We start from the raw sequence: 14,571 nt of genomic DNA on the forward strand, positions 1-14,571 counted from the left end.
GCTCAAGCGGCGACCTTGGGTGGAAACTTCGGTGCGTGCAGGCCCATCTTCATCGCTGTGTGGACCATGCCCATGATGTCTTCGTGGGCCAGGTCGAACAGGCGCTTGAGGTTAGGCAGGGCAAAGTACAGCGGCTGCAGGATATCGATGCGGTATGGCGTGCGCATGGCCTCCAGCGGGTCGAACGGCTGGTGCTCAGGTTCGCCGGACAGGCTGTAGACGGTCTCTTTCGGTGAGGACAGGATGCCGCCGCCATAGATCTTGCGACCCTGCGGGGTATCGACCAGGCCAAACTCGATGGTCATCCAGTAGAGGCGGGCAAGGTACACGCGCTCTTCCTTGGTAGCCTGCAGGCCGAGCTTGCCATAGGTGTGGGTGAACTCAGCGAACCAGGGGTTGGTCAGCAGCGGGCAGTGGCCGAAAATCTCATGGAAAATGTCCGGTTCCTGCAGGTAATCGAGCTCTTGTTCGGTGCGAATGAACGTCGCCACCGGAAAGCGTTTGCTGGCCAGCAGTTCGAAAAAGGTCTGGAAAGGAATCAGTGCGGGGACGCGGGCAACTTGCCAGCCAGTGGTGGCACCCAGCACCTTGTTGATCTCGCCCAATTGCGGAATGCGGTCGTGCGGCAGGCCCAGTTGATCGATGCCGTCCAGGTATTCCTGGCACGCGCGGCCTTCGATCACCTTCAGTTGGCGGGTGATCAGGGTGTTCCACACCGCATGTTCATGCTGCGGGTAGTCGATAAAACCCTGCGCATCGGGCTCGCGAGCCACGTATTGCGTCTGTTTCATGCTGCTCTCCTGCTGGGGGCCATTCTTGTTATGTGATCAAGCCATTACCCCTAGTGTTACCCTGCTAGCGTGCCGGTTGTAGCGTCCTGGCGGCTGATTTGCCGTGATAGTTACTCGCATTTGTAACGATAACTTTACGAAATTGGCGGAATCCCGATAAATCAGGGGGTTTGCTCCTTGAAAGTCAGGCTGCCTGTCACATAATCTTTACGACAATTATTCGGTCGCTGCAAAAAAAATCGCTGTCGTGCCGCGTACCAGGCCTTCTAGTAGGACATTTCATGCGTATTAAAGTGCATTGCCAGAACCGCATCGGCATCCTGCGCGACATTCTCAACCTGCTGGTTGAGTACGGCATCAACGTCGCTCGCGGCGAGGTCGGCGGCGAGCATGGCAATGCCATCTATCTGCACTGCCCGAACCTGATCAACCTGCAGTTTCAGGCCCTGCGACCAAAATTCGAGTCGATTGCCGGGGTGTTCGGGGTCAAGCGTGTAGGCCTGATGCCCAGCGAGCGCCGGCACATGGAGCTCAATGCCCTGCTCGGCGCCCTAGATTTCCCGGTGCTGTCGATCGACATGGGCGGTTCCATCGTTGCCGCCAACCGTGCGGCGGCGCAGTTGCTCGGGGTGCGGGTCGATGAGGTGCCGGGCATTCCGCTGTCGCGTTATGCCGAGGATTTCGACCTGCCGGAACTGGTGCGTGCCAACAAGTCGCGTATCAATGGCCTGCGGGTCAAGGTCAAGGGCGATGTGTTTCTCGCCGACATCGCGCCGTTGCAATCCGAGCACGATGACAGCGAGGCGCTGGCCGGCGCGGTATTGACCCTGCACCGCGCTGACCGCATCGGTGAGCGCATTTATAACGTGCGCAAGCAGGAGCTGCGCGGCTTCGACAGCATTTTCCAGAGCTCGCGGGTCATGGCGGCGGTGGTCCGCGAGGCGCGGCGCATGGCGCCGCTGGATGCCCCGCTGCTGATCGAGGGTGAAACCGGTACCGGCAAGGAGTTGCTGGCCCGCGCCTGCCACCTGGCCAGCCCCCGTGGCCAGGCGCCATTGATGGCGCTCAACTGTGCGGGGTTGCCCGAATCGATGGCCGAGACCGAATTGTTCGGTTATGGCCCAGGCGCCTTTGAAGGGGCGCGGGCCGAGGGCAAGCTCGGATTGCTGGAGCTGACGGCTGGCGGCACCTTGTTCCTGGATGGCGTAGGTGAGATGAGCCCGCGCTTACAGGTGAAACTGCTGCGCTTTCTGCAGGACGGCTGCTTTCGTCGTGTAGGCAGCGACGAAGAGGTGTACCTGGACGTGCGGGTGATCTGTGCGACCCAGGTCGACCTGTCCGAGCTGTGTGCCCGTGGCGAGTTCCGCCAGGACCTCTACCATCGTCTCAACGTTCTTTCCCTGCATATTCCGCCATTGCGCGAATGCCTGGATGGCTTGCCGCCGCTGGTCGAGCACTTTCTCGATCAGGCCAGCCGGCAGATCGGTTGCTCACTGCCCAAGCTTGCACCGCCAGCAATGGAGCGCCTGAGCCAGTACCACTGGCCGGGCAATGTACGGCAATTGGAGAACGTGTTGTTCCAGGCGGTGTCGCTGTGTGATGGCGGGGTGGTCAAGAGCGAACATATTCGCTTGCCGGAGTACGGTGGGCGTCAGCCGCTGGGTGACTTCTCCCTTGAGGGCGACCTGGGGCAAATAGTCGGGCGTTTCGAGAAAGCGGTACTGGAACGTTTGCTGAGCGAATTTCCCAGCAGTCGGGCATTGGGTAAACGCTTGGGTGTTTCCCATACAACCATTGCCAACAAGTTGCGTGAACATGGCGTTGGCAAATCGGATTAATTAATCCGCTGTTAATAAAGTAAGGGGAATAACGGCAGGTTGTTAGTTGCACGCATGAGGCTCAATGAGTGCAGCGCGCCTCGTTGATTAACAACCGAGGCGCTGCAGGCGGGCGAGCCGTTGGCTCAGCCGTTCGAGCAACCGTTGCCCATCACCCGGTACTCGAGTATGTGGCGCTTGCCCTGGGAGTCTTCGTAGGTCATGCGCGCCGGGACCACTTCGCAGACATTTGGTACTTCGCTCATGGAAATGACTTTGGCGATGTCCAGGTGCTGCGAGTAACTGTACTGTTCAACCGGGATCTGCTCGGCGCCGCCTTGTGCAACTTCGTCGGCCATGGCCACGCTGCAAAGACTACCCAGTGCCAATACCAGTAAAGCTTTCATCTTCATTTTTACCTGTCTAAGGTCGTAAGGGGGCACGCAGCGCTTGTGGCGCCGCGTGTACAACAGGATCAACTATCACGATTAGTTGCCGATTAACTTCCCTTCGTGGGGGGCTACAAGAAAGTTAATCGTGGTGCCGTTGCTGGCGAGGTGAATTCTAGGAGTGCGGCCTGCGCTTAAACAGCCACGGTTTTGATAAACACTGTTGGCAGAAACTGTAACAATCGTCTGGCAGGCTGCCGGGATATTTTTATTTTTCGCCGTGCACGCCCGGCCTTGACGCTTCGCTGCTGGCCGCAGGGAGAAAAGACGAGGTCGTTACTACCAACGTCGAATGGCCGGCGCAGTCTGGTACAGTTACAACGAGGTCATACAAAAACAACTATTACACCGAGGTAACAAAGATGAGTGCGGCTCCCCTGTATCCCGTTCGTCCCGAGGTCGCGGCCAACACGTTGACCGACGAGGCGACCTACAAGGCCATGTACCAGCAGTCGGTGATCAACCCGGACGGCTTCTGGCGCGAGCAGGCTCAGCGCCTCGACTGGATCAAGCCTTTCACCAAGGTCAAGCAGACCTCCTTCGACGATCACCATGTCGATATCAAATGGTTTGCTGACGGCACTCTGAACGTTTCCTACAACTGCCTGGACCGCCATCTGGCCGAGCGTGGCGATCAAACTGCAATCATCTGGGAGGGCGACGACCCTTCCGAGCACCGCAATATCACCTACCGCGAACTGCACGAGCAGGTGTGCAAATTTGCCAACGCCCTGCGCGGTCAGGATGTACACCGTGGTGACGTGGTCACTATCTATATGCCGATGATCCCCGAGGCCGTGGTTGCCATGCTGGCCTGTGCCCGTATCGGTGCGATCCACTCGGTGGTGTTCGGTGGCTTCTCGCCTGAAGCGCTGGCCGGGCGCATCATCGACTGCAAATCGAAGATCGTCATTACCGCTGACGAAGGTCTGCGTGGTGGCCGTCGTACCGCGCTCAAGGCCAACGTCGACCTGGCCCTGACCAACCCGGAAACCAGCAGCGTGCAGAAGATCATCGTCTGCAAGCGCACCGGCGGCGACATCGCCTGGCACCAGCACCGCGACATTTGGTACGAAGACCTGATGAAGGTTGCCTCCAGCCACTGTGCGCCGAAGGAAATGGGGGCCGAAGAGGCGTTGTTCATCCTCTATACCTCCGGCTCCACCGGCAAGCCCAAGGGCGTGCTGCACACCACTGGCGGCTATATGGTCTATGCCGCGCTGACCCACGAGCGGGTGTTCGACTACCGCCCGGGTGAAGTCTACTGGTGCACCGCCGACGTTGGCTGGGTCACCGGTCACAGCTATATCGTCTATGGCCCGCTGGCCAACGGCGCGACCACCGTGCTGTTCGAGGGCGTGCCGAACTACCCGGACATTACCCGCGTGTCGAAGATCGTCGACAAGCACAAGGTCAACATCCTCTACACCGCACCGACCGCGATCCGCGCGATGATGGCCGAAGGTCAGGCCGCCATGGCCGGTGCCGATGGCTCCAGCCTGCGCCTGCTGGGTTCGGTGGGCGAGCCGATCAACCCGGAAGCCTGGAACTGGTACTACCACACCGTCGGCAAGGAGCGTTGCCCGATCGTCGACACCTGGTGGCAGACCGAGACCGGCGGCGTGCTGATCAGCCCGCTGCCAGGTGCTACCGCGCTCAAGCCGGGCTCGGCGACCCGTCCGTTCTTTGGTGTGGTGCCGGCGCTGGTGGATAACCTCGGCAACCTGATCGAGGGCGCTGCCGAAGGCAACCTGGTGATCCTCGATTCCTGGCCGGGCCAGTCGCGTTCGCTGTACGGCGATCACGACCGCTTCGTCGATACCTACTTCAAGACCTTCCGTGGCATGTACTTCACCGGTGACGGTGCCCGCCGCGACGAAGACGGCTACTACTGGATCACCGGTCGCGTTGACGATGTGCTCAACGTTTCCGGCCACCGCATGGGTACCGCCGAGATCGAAAGCGCCATGGTCGCCCACCCGAAAGTCGCCGAGGCTGCCGTGGTTGGTGTGCCGCACGACATCAAGGGGCAGGGCATCTATGTCTATGTCACTCTCAACGGTGGAGTCGAGTCAACCGAGCAACTGCGCCTGGAGCTGAAGAACTGGGTGCGCAAGGAAATCGGCCCGATCGCCTCGCCGGATGTCATCCAGTGGGCGCCGGGGCTGCCGAAAACCCGTTCGGGCAAGATCATGCGCCGCATCCTGCGCAAGATTGCCACGGCCGAGTACGACGGCCTGGGTGATATCTCGACCCTGGCCGATCCGAGTGTGGTGCAGCACCTGATCGATACCCACAAGGACATGAACAAGGCTTCGGCCTGAGTCTGAGGCTGCTTCGCAGCCTATTGCCGGCAAGCCCGGCTCCCACAGGGTGATGTTTCCACTGTGGGGGCGGGCTTGCCAGCGATGAGGCCCTCATGTGTTACTCAAATGCCCCGTCTGGCATCTGCCGGCGGGGCTTTGTTCATTCTGTTACTTCGACAATCATCGGTAACCCTTCTGTCACCGCTTTCGCACAAAAGCGGGGCAAAGCGAAACGCCAGGGTGCATTTTCGGGGCGTTTTGCCGGTGCTTTTCGGCCTGCTGAAACGCTACGCTTGCCGGATTAGAAGGCTTTGCCAATAATAGGCCCGCTTATTGCTTCATTGATTGGTTATTTGTCTTTTGCTTTTGCATATTCCGCGAAAGCTGTCAATATCTCCAGCCCTGCGTTCCTGCGCTTCTGTAACTAGTTGTCGCATTGAAGAAATATCGGCTTCGGAGCTGTCGTTAAAATGCCGATCACTCGCTCGTCGCGTCTGCTTCAATGCCGACCCTGCGCAGCTCGCGTTGTACCCATTCGCATATCGGGCAGTCGTCAACCCTGCCTTGTATTGCCCTTTACCGATGGAGTTCCAGATGAAGAAACTCGCACTGCTTGGCGCCTTGGCGCTGTCCGTGTTTTCCCTGGCAGCGCTGGCTGATGAGAAACCGTTGAAAATCGGGATCGAGGCCGCCTACCCACCGTTCGCATCGAAGGCGCCGGACGGCAGCATCGTCGGCTTCGACTACGATATCGGCAACGCCTTGTGCGAAGAGATGAAGGTCAAGTGCGCCTGGGTCGAGCAAGAGTTCGACGGCCTGATTCCGGCACTTAAGGTGCGCAAGATCGACGCCATCCTGTCGTCCATGTCGATCACCGACGATCGCAAGAAGTCCGTGGACTTCACCGGCAAGTACTACCTGACCCCGGCTCGCCTGGTGATGAAGGAAGGTACTGCCGTCAGCGAAGGCCTGACTGAACTGAAGGGCAAGAAGATCGGCGTGCAGCGCGGCTCGATCCACGACCGCTTCGCCAAGGAAGTGCTGGGTGCGCAAGGCGCCACCATCGTTCCTTACGGCACCCAGAATGAAATCTACCTGGACGTCGCCGCTGGCCGTCTGGATGGCACCGTGGCCGATGCTACGCTGTTGGAAGACGGTTTCCTGAAGACTGACGCTGGCAAGGGCTTCGCCTTCGTTGGCCCGTCGTTCACCGACGCCAAGTACTTTGGTGACGGCATCGGTATCGCCGTGCGCAAAGGCGACAAGGCCAACCTGGATCGCATCAATGCTGCCATCGCGGCCATCCGTGCCAACGGCAAGTACAAGCAGATTCAGGACAAGTACTTCAACTTCGACATCTACGGCCCTGAAGCCAAGTAAATCGTCGACGTTTCACCTGTTCAATGGTGCAAGCAGCAGAGACTCTGAGGTTTGCACCATTTTTTCATCCCTAAGGTCGAGGACCTCATCATGTTGAAAGGCTACGGGGCAGTCATCCTCGACGGAGCGTGGCTGACGCTACAGCTCGCCTTGTCGTCCATGGCCCTGGCCATCGTGCTCGGTCTGATCGGTGTGGCGCTGCGTTTGTCGCCAGTGCGCTGGCTGGCCTGGCTCGGCGATCTGTATTCCACCGTGATCCGCGGGATTCCCGATCTGGTATTGATCCTGCTGATCTTCTACGGCGGCCAGGATCTGCTCAACCGCGTCGCGCCCTTGCTCGGCTTTGACGACTATATCGACCTCAATCCGCTGATGGCGGGTATCGGCACCCTGGGTTTCATCTTTGGTGCCTATCTGTCGGAAACGTTCCGTGGCGCGTTCATGGCCATTCCCAAGGGGCAGGCCGAAGCCGGCATGGCCTATGGCATGAGCAACCTGCAGATTTTCTTCCGGGTGCTGGTGCCGCAGATGATTCGCCTGGCGATCCCTGGCTTCACCAACAACTGGCTGGTCCTGACCAAGGCTACCGCACTGATTTCGGTGGTCGGCCTGCAGGACATGATGTTCAAGGCCAAGCAGGCGGCCGACGCCACCCGCGAGCCTTTCACCTTCTTCCTGGCGGTAGCGGCGCTGTACCTGGTGATCACCAGTGTTTCGCTGCTGGCCCTGCGTTACCTCGAGAAGCGCTACTCGGTTGGCGTAAAGGCGGCTGATCTATGATTTTCGACTACAACGTCATCTGGGAAGCGCTGCCGCTGTACCTGAGCGGCCTGCTGACCACCCTCAAGCTGCTGGCGCTGTCGCTGCTGTTCGGTTTGCTGGCGGCCATCCCGCTGGGGCTGATGCGGGTGTCCAAGCAGCCGCTGGTGAACATGAGCGCCTGGCTCTACACCTATGTGATCCGCGGCACGCCGATGCTGGTGCAGCTGTTTCTGATCTACTACGGCCTGGCCCAGTTCGCAGTGGTGCGGGAAAGCTTCCTCTGGCCGTGGCTGTCCAGTGCGACCTTCTGTGCCTGCCTGGCCTTTGCCATCAACACCAGCGCCTATACCGCCGAGATCATCGCCGGCAGCCTCAAGGCCACGCCGCACGGCGAGATCGAGGCGGCCAAGGCCATGGGCATGTCGCGGGTCAAGATGTACCGCCGCATCCTCCTGCCATCGGCCCTGCGCCGGGCGCTGCCGCAGTACAGCAACGAAGTGATCATGATGCTGCAGACCACCAGCCTGGCGTCGATCGTCACCCTGATCGACATCACCGGTGCGGCGCGCACGGTCAACGCCCAGTACTACCTGCCGTTCGAGGCCTACATCACTGCCGGCGTGTTCTACCTGTGCCTGACCTTCATTCTGGTGCGCCTGTTCAAGCTGGCCGAGCGCCGCTGGCTCGGCTACCTGGCGCCGCGCAAGCACTGAGGCCTGCGCCTATTATTTCGCCCTGAGCGTTAGCTCAAGACTGACTGCTTTGTGAGAATCGACAGCATGTACAAACTCGAAGTCCAAGATCTGCATAAACGCTACGGCAGTCACGAAGTGCTCAAGGGCGTGTCCCTGGCGGCCAAGGCAGGCGACGTGATCAGCATCATCGGCTCCAGCGGTTCGGGCAAAAGTACTTTCCTGCGCTGCATCAACCTGCTTGAGCAGCCGCACGCGGGCAAGATCCTGCTCAACAACGAAGAACTCAAGCTGGTGGCCAACAAGGACGGCGCGCTCAAGGCCGCCGATCCCAAGCAGCTGCAGCGCATGCGTTCGCGCCTGTCGATGGTGTTCCAGCACTTCAACCTGTGGTCGCACATGACCGCGCTGGAAAACATCATCGAAGCGCCGGTGCACGTGCTGGGCATGTCGAAAAAAGACGCCCTGGAAAAAGCCGAGCATTACCTGGCCAAGGTGGGTGTCGCCCACCGCAAGGACGCCTATCCTGGGCATATGTCCGGTGGCGAGCAGCAGCGCGTGGCGATTGCCCGGGCGCTGGCCATGGAGCCGGAGGTGATGCTGTTTGACGAGCCGACCTCGGCGCTCGACCCGGAGCTGGTCGGTGATGTGCTCAAGGTCATGCAGTCGCTGGCCCAGGAAGGCCGGACCATGGTCGTGGTCACCCACGAAATGGGCTTTGCCCGCGAGGTGTCGAACCAGCTGGTGTTCCTGCACAAGGGCCTGGTGGAAGAGAGCGGCAACCCGCGCGAAGTGCTGGTCAACCCGCAATCGGAGCGTCTGCAACAGTTCCTTTCGGGCAGCCTGAAGTAAGATTGCCGTTTTGCACCAAAATGGGTCATGCTGCATCGTACGCGCAGCATGACCAGGCTCTAACTTCTTGACCTTTTTCAGGTTTCGGACCGCACCCCATGACCACCCAGCGAATCGGTTTTCTCATCTGGCCCAGCACCAAGGCCCTGACCCTGGCGCTGGCGGAAGAGGTGTTGCGGGTTGCCCAGAAGGTTCATCCGGAAGTGGTCTACGAGCTGTCGTTCCTGCAGGCTGAAGCACCTGGCGAAGGTGCCTGGCGCCTGCCGGGCGAGCCGTGGGCCGGCAAGCTCGAAGGTTGCCAGAAGCTGTTTTTGCTGGCTGACGAGCCGCCCCAGGCCGTGGCGTCGAGCCTGGCCAGCGCACTCAAGCAGCTGGTGCGTGCCGGTTGCGTGGTCGGCGGCCTGTCGGCGGGGGTTTACCCGTTGGCGCAGTTGGGCCTGCTCGATGGTTATCGGGCTGCGGTGCACTGGCGCTGGCAGGATGACTTCGCCGAGCGCTTCCCCAAGGTCATTGCCACCAGCCACTTGTTCGATTGGGATCGGGACCGTTTGACGGCGTGCGGCGGCATGTCGGTCATCGACCTGCTGCTGGCGGTGCTGGCTCGCGATCATGGTGCCGAGCTTGCCGGTGCGGTGTCTGAAGAACTGGTGGTCGAGCGAATTCGCGAAGGCGGCGAGCGCCAGCGCATTCCGCTGCAAAACCGTCTCGGCTCCAGCCATCCGAAGCTGACCCAGGCCGTGCTGCTGATGGAAGCCAACATCGAAGAGCCGCTGACCACCGACGAGATCGCCCAGCATGTGTGTGTATCGCGCCGTCAACTGGAGCGGATCTTCAAGCAATACCTCAATCGCGTGCCGAGCCAGTACTACCTGGAGCTGCGCCTGAACAAGGCACGGCAGATGCTGATGCAGACCAGCAAGTCGATCATCCAGATCGGGCTGTCCTGTGGCTTCTCCTCGGGGCCGCATTTCTCCAGTGCCTATCGCAACTTCTTTGGCGCAACGCCGCGTGAAGATCGCAACCAGCGACGTAGCAGCAGCCCGTTCGAACTGTCTTCGGTGCCCGCCGAGCGCGGTTGATCGCCGCTGCTATCGCCGGCAACGCCGGCTCCCGCTGTTGTTGTGTATGCAGAGTCCCTTGTGGGAGTCGGCGTTGCCGGCGATGGCTGCGCAGCAGCCCGAATACAGTTGTGTCCCCGCATCCCTCACACCGTTTAAACTGCGCCTTTGCGATCCTATTTGTCGCATTGCCGAAAGCCTTGGTAAAACAGGGTTTGGCGCTATAAGAAGTTGTCGCTTGGCGGCAAGGTCAGGCGCCGATCTGTCCTTACAATCCCCCCATCGCTCGCCAGTTCCAGGCAGGCGTTCCTCTTCAGGAGACTCCGATGTCCGTTGAGCAAGCTCCGGTGCAACGCGCCGATTTCGACCAGGTGATGGTCCCCAACTATGCACCGGCGGCTTTCATCCCCGTCCGTGGAGCGGGTTCCCGCGTCTGGGATCAGGCGGGCCGCGAGCTGATCGATTTCGCCGGCGGCATCGCCGTTAACGTCCTTGGCCATGCCCACCCGGCGCTGGTTGGCGCCCTGACCGAGCAGGCCAACAAGCTGTGGCACGTGTCCAACGTGTTCACCAACGAGCCGGCCCTGCGCCTGGCGCACAAGCTGGTCGACGCGACCTTCGCCGACCGCGCGTTCTTCTGCAACTCCGGCGCCGAGGCCAACGAGGCCGCGTTCAAGCTGGCCCGTCGTGTTGCCCACGACCGTTTCGGCCCCGAGAAGCACGAGATCATCGCCACCGTGAACAGCTTCCACGGGCGCACCCTGTTCACCGTCAGCGTCGGCGGCCAGCCGAAGTACTCCGACGGTTTCGGGCCGAAAATCACTGGCATCAGCCACGTGCCGTACAACGATCTGGAAGCGCTGAAAGCGCAGATCTCCGACAAGACCTGCGCCGTGGTCATCGAGCCGATCCAGGGCGAGAGCGGTGTGGTGCCGGCAGACGTTGCCTACCTGCAAGGCGCCCGTGAGCTGTGCGACAAGCACAACGCGCTGCTGATCTTCGACGAAGTGCAGACCGGCGTTGGCCGTACCGGCGAGCTGTTTGCCTACATGCACTACGGCGTGACCCCGGACATCCTCTCCAGCGCCAAGAGCCTGGGCGGCGGTTTCCCGATCGGCGCGATGCTGACCACCGAAGCACTGGCCAAGCACCTGACCGTCGGCACCCACGGCACCACCTACGGCGGCAACCCACTGGCCTGTGCCGTAGCCAGTGCGGTGCTGGATGTGGTCAACACCCCTGAAGTGCTGGCCGGCGTCAAGGCCAAGCACCAGAAGTTCAAGGCGCGCCTGGAGCAGATCGGTGAGAAGTACGGCCTGTTCACCCAGGTGCGTGGCGTTGGCCTGCTGATCGGTTGCGTATTGTCCGAAGCCTGGAAAGGCAAGGCCAAGGACGTCTTCAATGCTGCCGAGAAAGAAGGCCTGATGGTGCTGCAAGCCGGCCCTGACGTGGTGCGTTTTGCCCCGAGCCTGGTGGTCGAAGATGCCGATATCGACGAAGGCCTGGACCGTTTCGAGCGTGCTGCGGCAAAACTGACTCAGGGCTGATTCAAGCCTTTGGTCCTTTCATCGGCCCTGCGGGGCCGGTGAAACCGAATTCCAGAGCAGGTGCCTGCGGGCGCCTGCTGTTTTTCTCTGAGCCGGCGGATGTCGGCCTGTTTTCCCGAAAGGAGTGACACCATGCTGGTGATGCGCCCCGCGCAAATGGCTGATCTGGGCGAAGTACAGCGTCTTGCCGCAGACAGCCCCATTGGTGTCACGTCCTTGCCGGATGATGCCGGTCGCCTGAGCGACAAGATTGCCGCCTCGGAAACGTCCTTCGCTGCCGAAGTCAGCTTCAATGGCGAGGAGAGCTATTTCTTCGTCCTCGAAGACAGCAGCACCGGCAAGCTGGTCGGCTGTTCGGCCATCGTTGCCTCGGCCGGCTATTCCGAGCCGTTCTACAGCTTTCGTAACGAGACCTTCGTGCATGCGTCGCGGGAGCTGAAGATCCACAACAAGATTCACGTCCTGTCGCAGTGCCACGACCTGACCGGCAACAGCCTGCTGACCAGCTTCTACGTGCTGCCGGAACTGGTCGGCAGCGGCTGGGCCGAGCTCAACTCCCGTGGCCGCCTGCTGTTCATGGCCGCCCACCCGGAGCGCTTTGCCGAATCGGTGGTGACCGAGATCGTCGGCTACAGCGACGAACATGGCGATTCGCCGTTCTGGGACGCCATCGGGCGCAACTTTTTTGACCTCAACTACGCCGAGGCCGAGCGCCTGTGCGGTCTCAAGAGCCGGACCTTCCTGGCCGAGCTGATGCCCCATTACCCGATCTACGTGCCGCTGCTGCCGGATGCCGCGCAAGAGGCCATGGGCCAGGTACACCCGCGGGCGCAGATCACCTTCGACATCCTGATGCGCGAAGGCTTCGAGACCGATCACTACATCGACATTTTCGACGGCGGTCCGACCCTGCATGCGCGGGTTTCCGGGATCCGTTCGATTGCCCAGAGCCGGGTGATGCCGGTCAAGCTGGACGATACCGCCAGCAAGGGTGGGCGCCCGTACCTGGTCTGCAACGGCCAGTTGCAGGATTACCGTGCGGTGCTGCTGGAGCTCGATTGGGCACCTGGCAAGCCGGTCAGCCTGAGTCTTGAAGCCGCCGAAGCCCTGGGCGTCGGCGAAGGCGCCAGCGTGCGTCTGGTCGCGGTTTGATCCCTGCGGTTCGATAACCGAGCACCCAGGTCGAGTTTTGCGGCAGGCCCAAGGCCGCCGCCCGAGGAGATAGCATGATCGTTCGTCCCGTACGCAGCAGCGATTTACCCGCGCTGATCGAGCTGGCGCGCAGCACCGGCACCGGCCTGACCACCTTGCCGGCCAACGAAGAGCGCCTGGCACACCGGGTCGGCTGGGCCGAGAAGACTTTCCGTGGCGAAGCCGAGCGTGGCGATGCCGATTACCTGTTCGTGCTGGAAAACGACGAAGGCGTGGTGGTGGGGATCTCCGCCATCGCCGGTGCGGTGGGCCTGCGTGAGCCCTGGTACAACTACCGGGTCGGCCTGACCGTCAGCGCGTCCCAGGAACTGAACATCTATCGGGAAATCCCCACCCTGTTCCTGGCCAACGACCTGACCGGCAACTCCGAGCTGTGCTCGCTGTTCTTGCGTGGCGATCACCGCAGTGGTCTCAATGGCCGCCTGCTGGCCAAGGCGCGCCTGCTGTTCATCGCCGAGTTCCCGGAGCTGTTCGGCAACAAGATCATCGCCGAAATGCGCGGCATGTCCGATGAGCAGGGGCGCTCGCCGTTCTGGGAAAGCCTGGGCCGGCACTTCTTCAAGATGGAATTCAGCCAGGCCGACTACCTGACCGGCGTTGGCAACAAGGCCTTCATCGCCGAGCTGATGCCCAAGTTCCCGCTGTACACCTGCTTCCTCTCGGAAGCGGCGCGCAGTGTGATTGGCCGGGTGCATACCGACACAGAGCCTGCGTTGGCAATGCTCAAGAGCGAAGGCTTCAGCTACCAGGGCTATGTCGACATCTTCGACGCGGGCCCCGCGGTGGAGTGCGAAACGTCGAAGATCCGCGCCGTGCACGACAGCCAGGCGCTGGTACTGGCCGTTGGCACCCCGGGCGACGACGCAACCCCTTTCATCATCCACAACCGCAAGCGCGAAGACTGCCGCATCACCGCCGCACCTGCGCGCCTGGCGGCCGGCACCCTGGTGGTCGATCCACAGACCGCCAAACGCCTGCGCCTGAGCGCCGGTGACCAGGTGCGTGCCGTACCACTGTCCGCTGCCCGGGAGGCCAAATAATGACGACTCACTTTATCGCCGGTAGCTGGCAGGCAGGGCAGGGTGAAGCGCTGCAATCGCTCGATCCGGTCAGCCAACAGGTTGTCTGGCAAGGCCAGGGCGCCAATGCCGAGCAGGTCGACAGTGCGGTCAAGGCCGCACGCCAGGCCTTTGCCGGCTGGGCGCTGCAGTCGCTGGACGCGCGCATCAGCGTGCTCGAGGCCTTTGCCGCCGCGCTCAAGGCCAATGCCGACGAACTGGCACGCTGCATCGGTGAAGAAACCGGTAAGCCGCTGTGGGAGGCTGCGACCGAAGTGACCAGCATGGTCAACAAGGTGGCGATTTCGGTACAGAGCTACCGCGAGCGCACCGGTGAAAAGAGCGGCCCGCTGGCCGATGCAACCGCCGTGCTGCGGCACAAGCCCCATGGCGTGGTCGCGGTGTTCGGCCCGTACAACTTCCCCGGCCATCTGCCCAACGGTCACATCGTGCCGGCGCTGCTGGCCGGTAACACCGTAGTGTTCAAGCCGAGCGAGCTGACCCCGAAAGTCGCCGAGCTGACGGTCAAGTGCTGGATCGAGGCCGGCCTGCCGGCGGGTGTGCTCAACCTGGTCCAGGGCGCCCGCGAAACCGGCGTGGCCCTGGCCGCCAACCCGGGCATCGACGGCTTGTTCTTCACCGGCTCC

13 protein-coding genes are annotated in these 14,571 nt (G+C 61.5%); 11 read left to right on the plus strand and 2 right to left on the minus strand.

What is annotated here, in order from left to right:
- Positions 1–2: 2 nt before the first annotated feature.
- Positions 3–791, minus strand: coding sequence for a phenylalanine 4-monooxygenase (gene phhA, locus UW3_RS0124850; RefSeq protein ID WP_010226636.1), 789 nt, complete (start codon positions 789–791; stop codon positions 3–5).
- A gap of 281 nt (positions 792–1,072) precedes the next feature.
- Between phhA and UW3_RS0124855 the strand changes: the two genes are divergently transcribed.
- Positions 1,073–2,629: a sigma-54-dependent phenylalanine hydroxylase transcriptional regulator PhhR gene (locus UW3_RS0124855; protein WP_010226638.1), complete on the plus strand. Its 1,557-nt coding sequence runs from the start codon at positions 1,073–1,075 to the stop codon at positions 2,627–2,629.
- 125 nt (positions 2,630–2,754) lie between these two features.
- On the opposite strand, the gene UW3_RS0124860 is transcribed toward UW3_RS0124855, so the two are convergent.
- On the minus strand, positions 2,755–3,015 hold the full coding sequence (locus tag UW3_RS0124860; protein WP_010226640.1) for a DUF2790 domain-containing protein: 261 nt from the start codon (positions 3,013–3,015) through the stop codon (positions 2,755–2,757).
- A 404-nt stretch (positions 3,016–3,419) separates the two neighbouring features.
- Between UW3_RS0124860 and acs the strand changes: the two genes are divergently transcribed.
- From acs to UW3_RS29985, 10 genes are all read left to right on the plus strand, one after another.
- The gene (gene acs / locus UW3_RS0124865) at positions 3,420–5,381 is read left to right on the plus strand and encodes an acetate--CoA ligase (RefSeq protein ID WP_010226642.1); all 1,962 of its coding nucleotides are present in this window, start codon (positions 3,420–3,422) and stop codon (positions 5,379–5,381) included.
- Positions 5,382–5,957: 576 nt separating this feature from the next.
- Positions 5,958–6,743: an ABC transporter substrate-binding protein gene (locus UW3_RS0124870; protein WP_010226644.1), complete on the plus strand. Its 786-nt coding sequence runs from the start codon at positions 5,958–5,960 to the stop codon at positions 6,741–6,743.
- A gap of 90 nt (positions 6,744–6,833) precedes the next feature.
- Positions 6,834–7,523, plus strand: coding sequence for an ABC transporter permease (locus UW3_RS0124875; protein ID WP_010226646.1), 690 nt, complete (start codon positions 6,834–6,836; stop codon positions 7,521–7,523).
- Positions 7,520–8,218, plus strand: a complete 699-nt coding sequence (locus tag UW3_RS0124880; RefSeq protein ID WP_010226648.1) for an ABC transporter permease — start codon at positions 7,520–7,522, stop codon at positions 8,216–8,218. The genes UW3_RS0124875 and UW3_RS0124880 overlap by 4 nt, the downstream gene beginning before the upstream one ends.
- 66 nt (positions 8,219–8,284) lie before the next feature.
- Entirely contained in the window at positions 8,285–9,049 is a 765-nt protein-coding gene (locus UW3_RS0124885; RefSeq protein ID WP_010226650.1) for an ABC transporter ATP-binding protein, read from the plus strand.
- A gap of 98 nt (positions 9,050–9,147) precedes the next feature.
- Positions 9,148–10,128, plus strand: coding sequence for a transcriptional regulator ArgR (gene argR / locus UW3_RS0124890; RefSeq protein ID WP_010226652.1), 981 nt, complete (start codon positions 9,148–9,150; stop codon positions 10,126–10,128).
- A gap of 305 nt (positions 10,129–10,433) precedes the next feature.
- Positions 10,434–11,654: an aspartate aminotransferase family protein gene (locus UW3_RS0124895; protein WP_010226653.1), complete on the plus strand. Its 1,221-nt coding sequence runs from the start codon at positions 10,434–10,436 to the stop codon at positions 11,652–11,654.
- Positions 11,655–11,786: 132 nt separating this feature from the next.
- Positions 11,787–12,806 (plus strand): arginine/ornithine succinyltransferase subunit alpha, encoded by a 1,020-nt coding sequence (aruF, locus tag UW3_RS0124900; protein ID WP_010226655.1) that lies wholly within the window; start codon positions 11,787–11,789, stop codon positions 12,804–12,806.
- Positions 12,807–12,880: 74 nt separating this feature from the next.
- Positions 12,881–13,906: an arginine N-succinyltransferase gene (astA, locus tag UW3_RS0124905; RefSeq protein ID WP_010226656.1), complete on the plus strand. Its 1,026-nt coding sequence runs from the start codon at positions 12,881–12,883 to the stop codon at positions 13,904–13,906.
- Positions 13,903–14,571 (plus strand): aldehyde dehydrogenase family protein (locus tag UW3_RS29985; protein WP_237716775.1); only part of this gene is annotated, 669 nt, incomplete at its 3' end. The genes astA and UW3_RS29985, both read left to right, overlap by 4 nt.

It is taken from the genome of Pseudomonas donghuensis (assembly GCF_000259195.1).
Lineage (GTDB): Bacteria > Pseudomonadota > Gammaproteobacteria > Pseudomonadales > Pseudomonadaceae > Aquipseudomonas > Aquipseudomonas donghuensis.

Excerpts from the sequence above, each read along its gene's own strand:
- phhA (WP_010226636.1), bottom strand. The coding sequence starts at position 791 with ATGAAACAGACGCAATACGTGGCTCGCGAGCCCGATGCGCAGGGTTTT.
- UW3_RS0124855 (WP_010226638.1), top strand. The coding sequence starts at position 1,073 with ATGCGTATTAAAGTGCATTGCCAGAACCGCATCGGCATCCTGCGCGAC.
- UW3_RS0124860 (WP_010226640.1), bottom strand. The coding sequence starts at position 3,015 with ATGAAAGCTTTACTGGTATTGGCACTGGGTAGTCTTTGCAGCGTGGCC.
- acs (WP_010226642.1), top strand. The coding sequence starts at position 3,420 with ATGAGTGCGGCTCCCCTGTATCCCGTTCGTCCCGAGGTCGCGGCCAAC.
- UW3_RS0124870 (WP_010226644.1), top strand. The coding sequence starts at position 5,958 with ATGAAGAAACTCGCACTGCTTGGCGCCTTGGCGCTGTCCGTGTTTTCC.
- UW3_RS0124875 (WP_010226646.1), top strand. The coding sequence starts at position 6,834 with ATGTTGAAAGGCTACGGGGCAGTCATCCTCGACGGAGCGTGGCTGACG.
- UW3_RS0124880 (WP_010226648.1), top strand. The coding sequence starts at position 7,520 with ATGATTTTCGACTACAACGTCATCTGGGAAGCGCTGCCGCTGTACCTG.
- UW3_RS0124885 (WP_010226650.1), top strand. The coding sequence starts at position 8,285 with ATGTACAAACTCGAAGTCCAAGATCTGCATAAACGCTACGGCAGTCAC.
- argR (WP_010226652.1), top strand. The coding sequence starts at position 9,148 with ATGACCACCCAGCGAATCGGTTTTCTCATCTGGCCCAGCACCAAGGCC.
- UW3_RS0124895 (WP_010226653.1), top strand. The coding sequence starts at position 10,434 with ATGTCCGTTGAGCAAGCTCCGGTGCAACGCGCCGATTTCGACCAGGTG.
- aruF (WP_010226655.1), top strand. The coding sequence starts at position 11,787 with ATGCTGGTGATGCGCCCCGCGCAAATGGCTGATCTGGGCGAAGTACAG.
- astA (WP_010226656.1), top strand. The coding sequence starts at position 12,881 with ATGATCGTTCGTCCCGTACGCAGCAGCGATTTACCCGCGCTGATCGAG.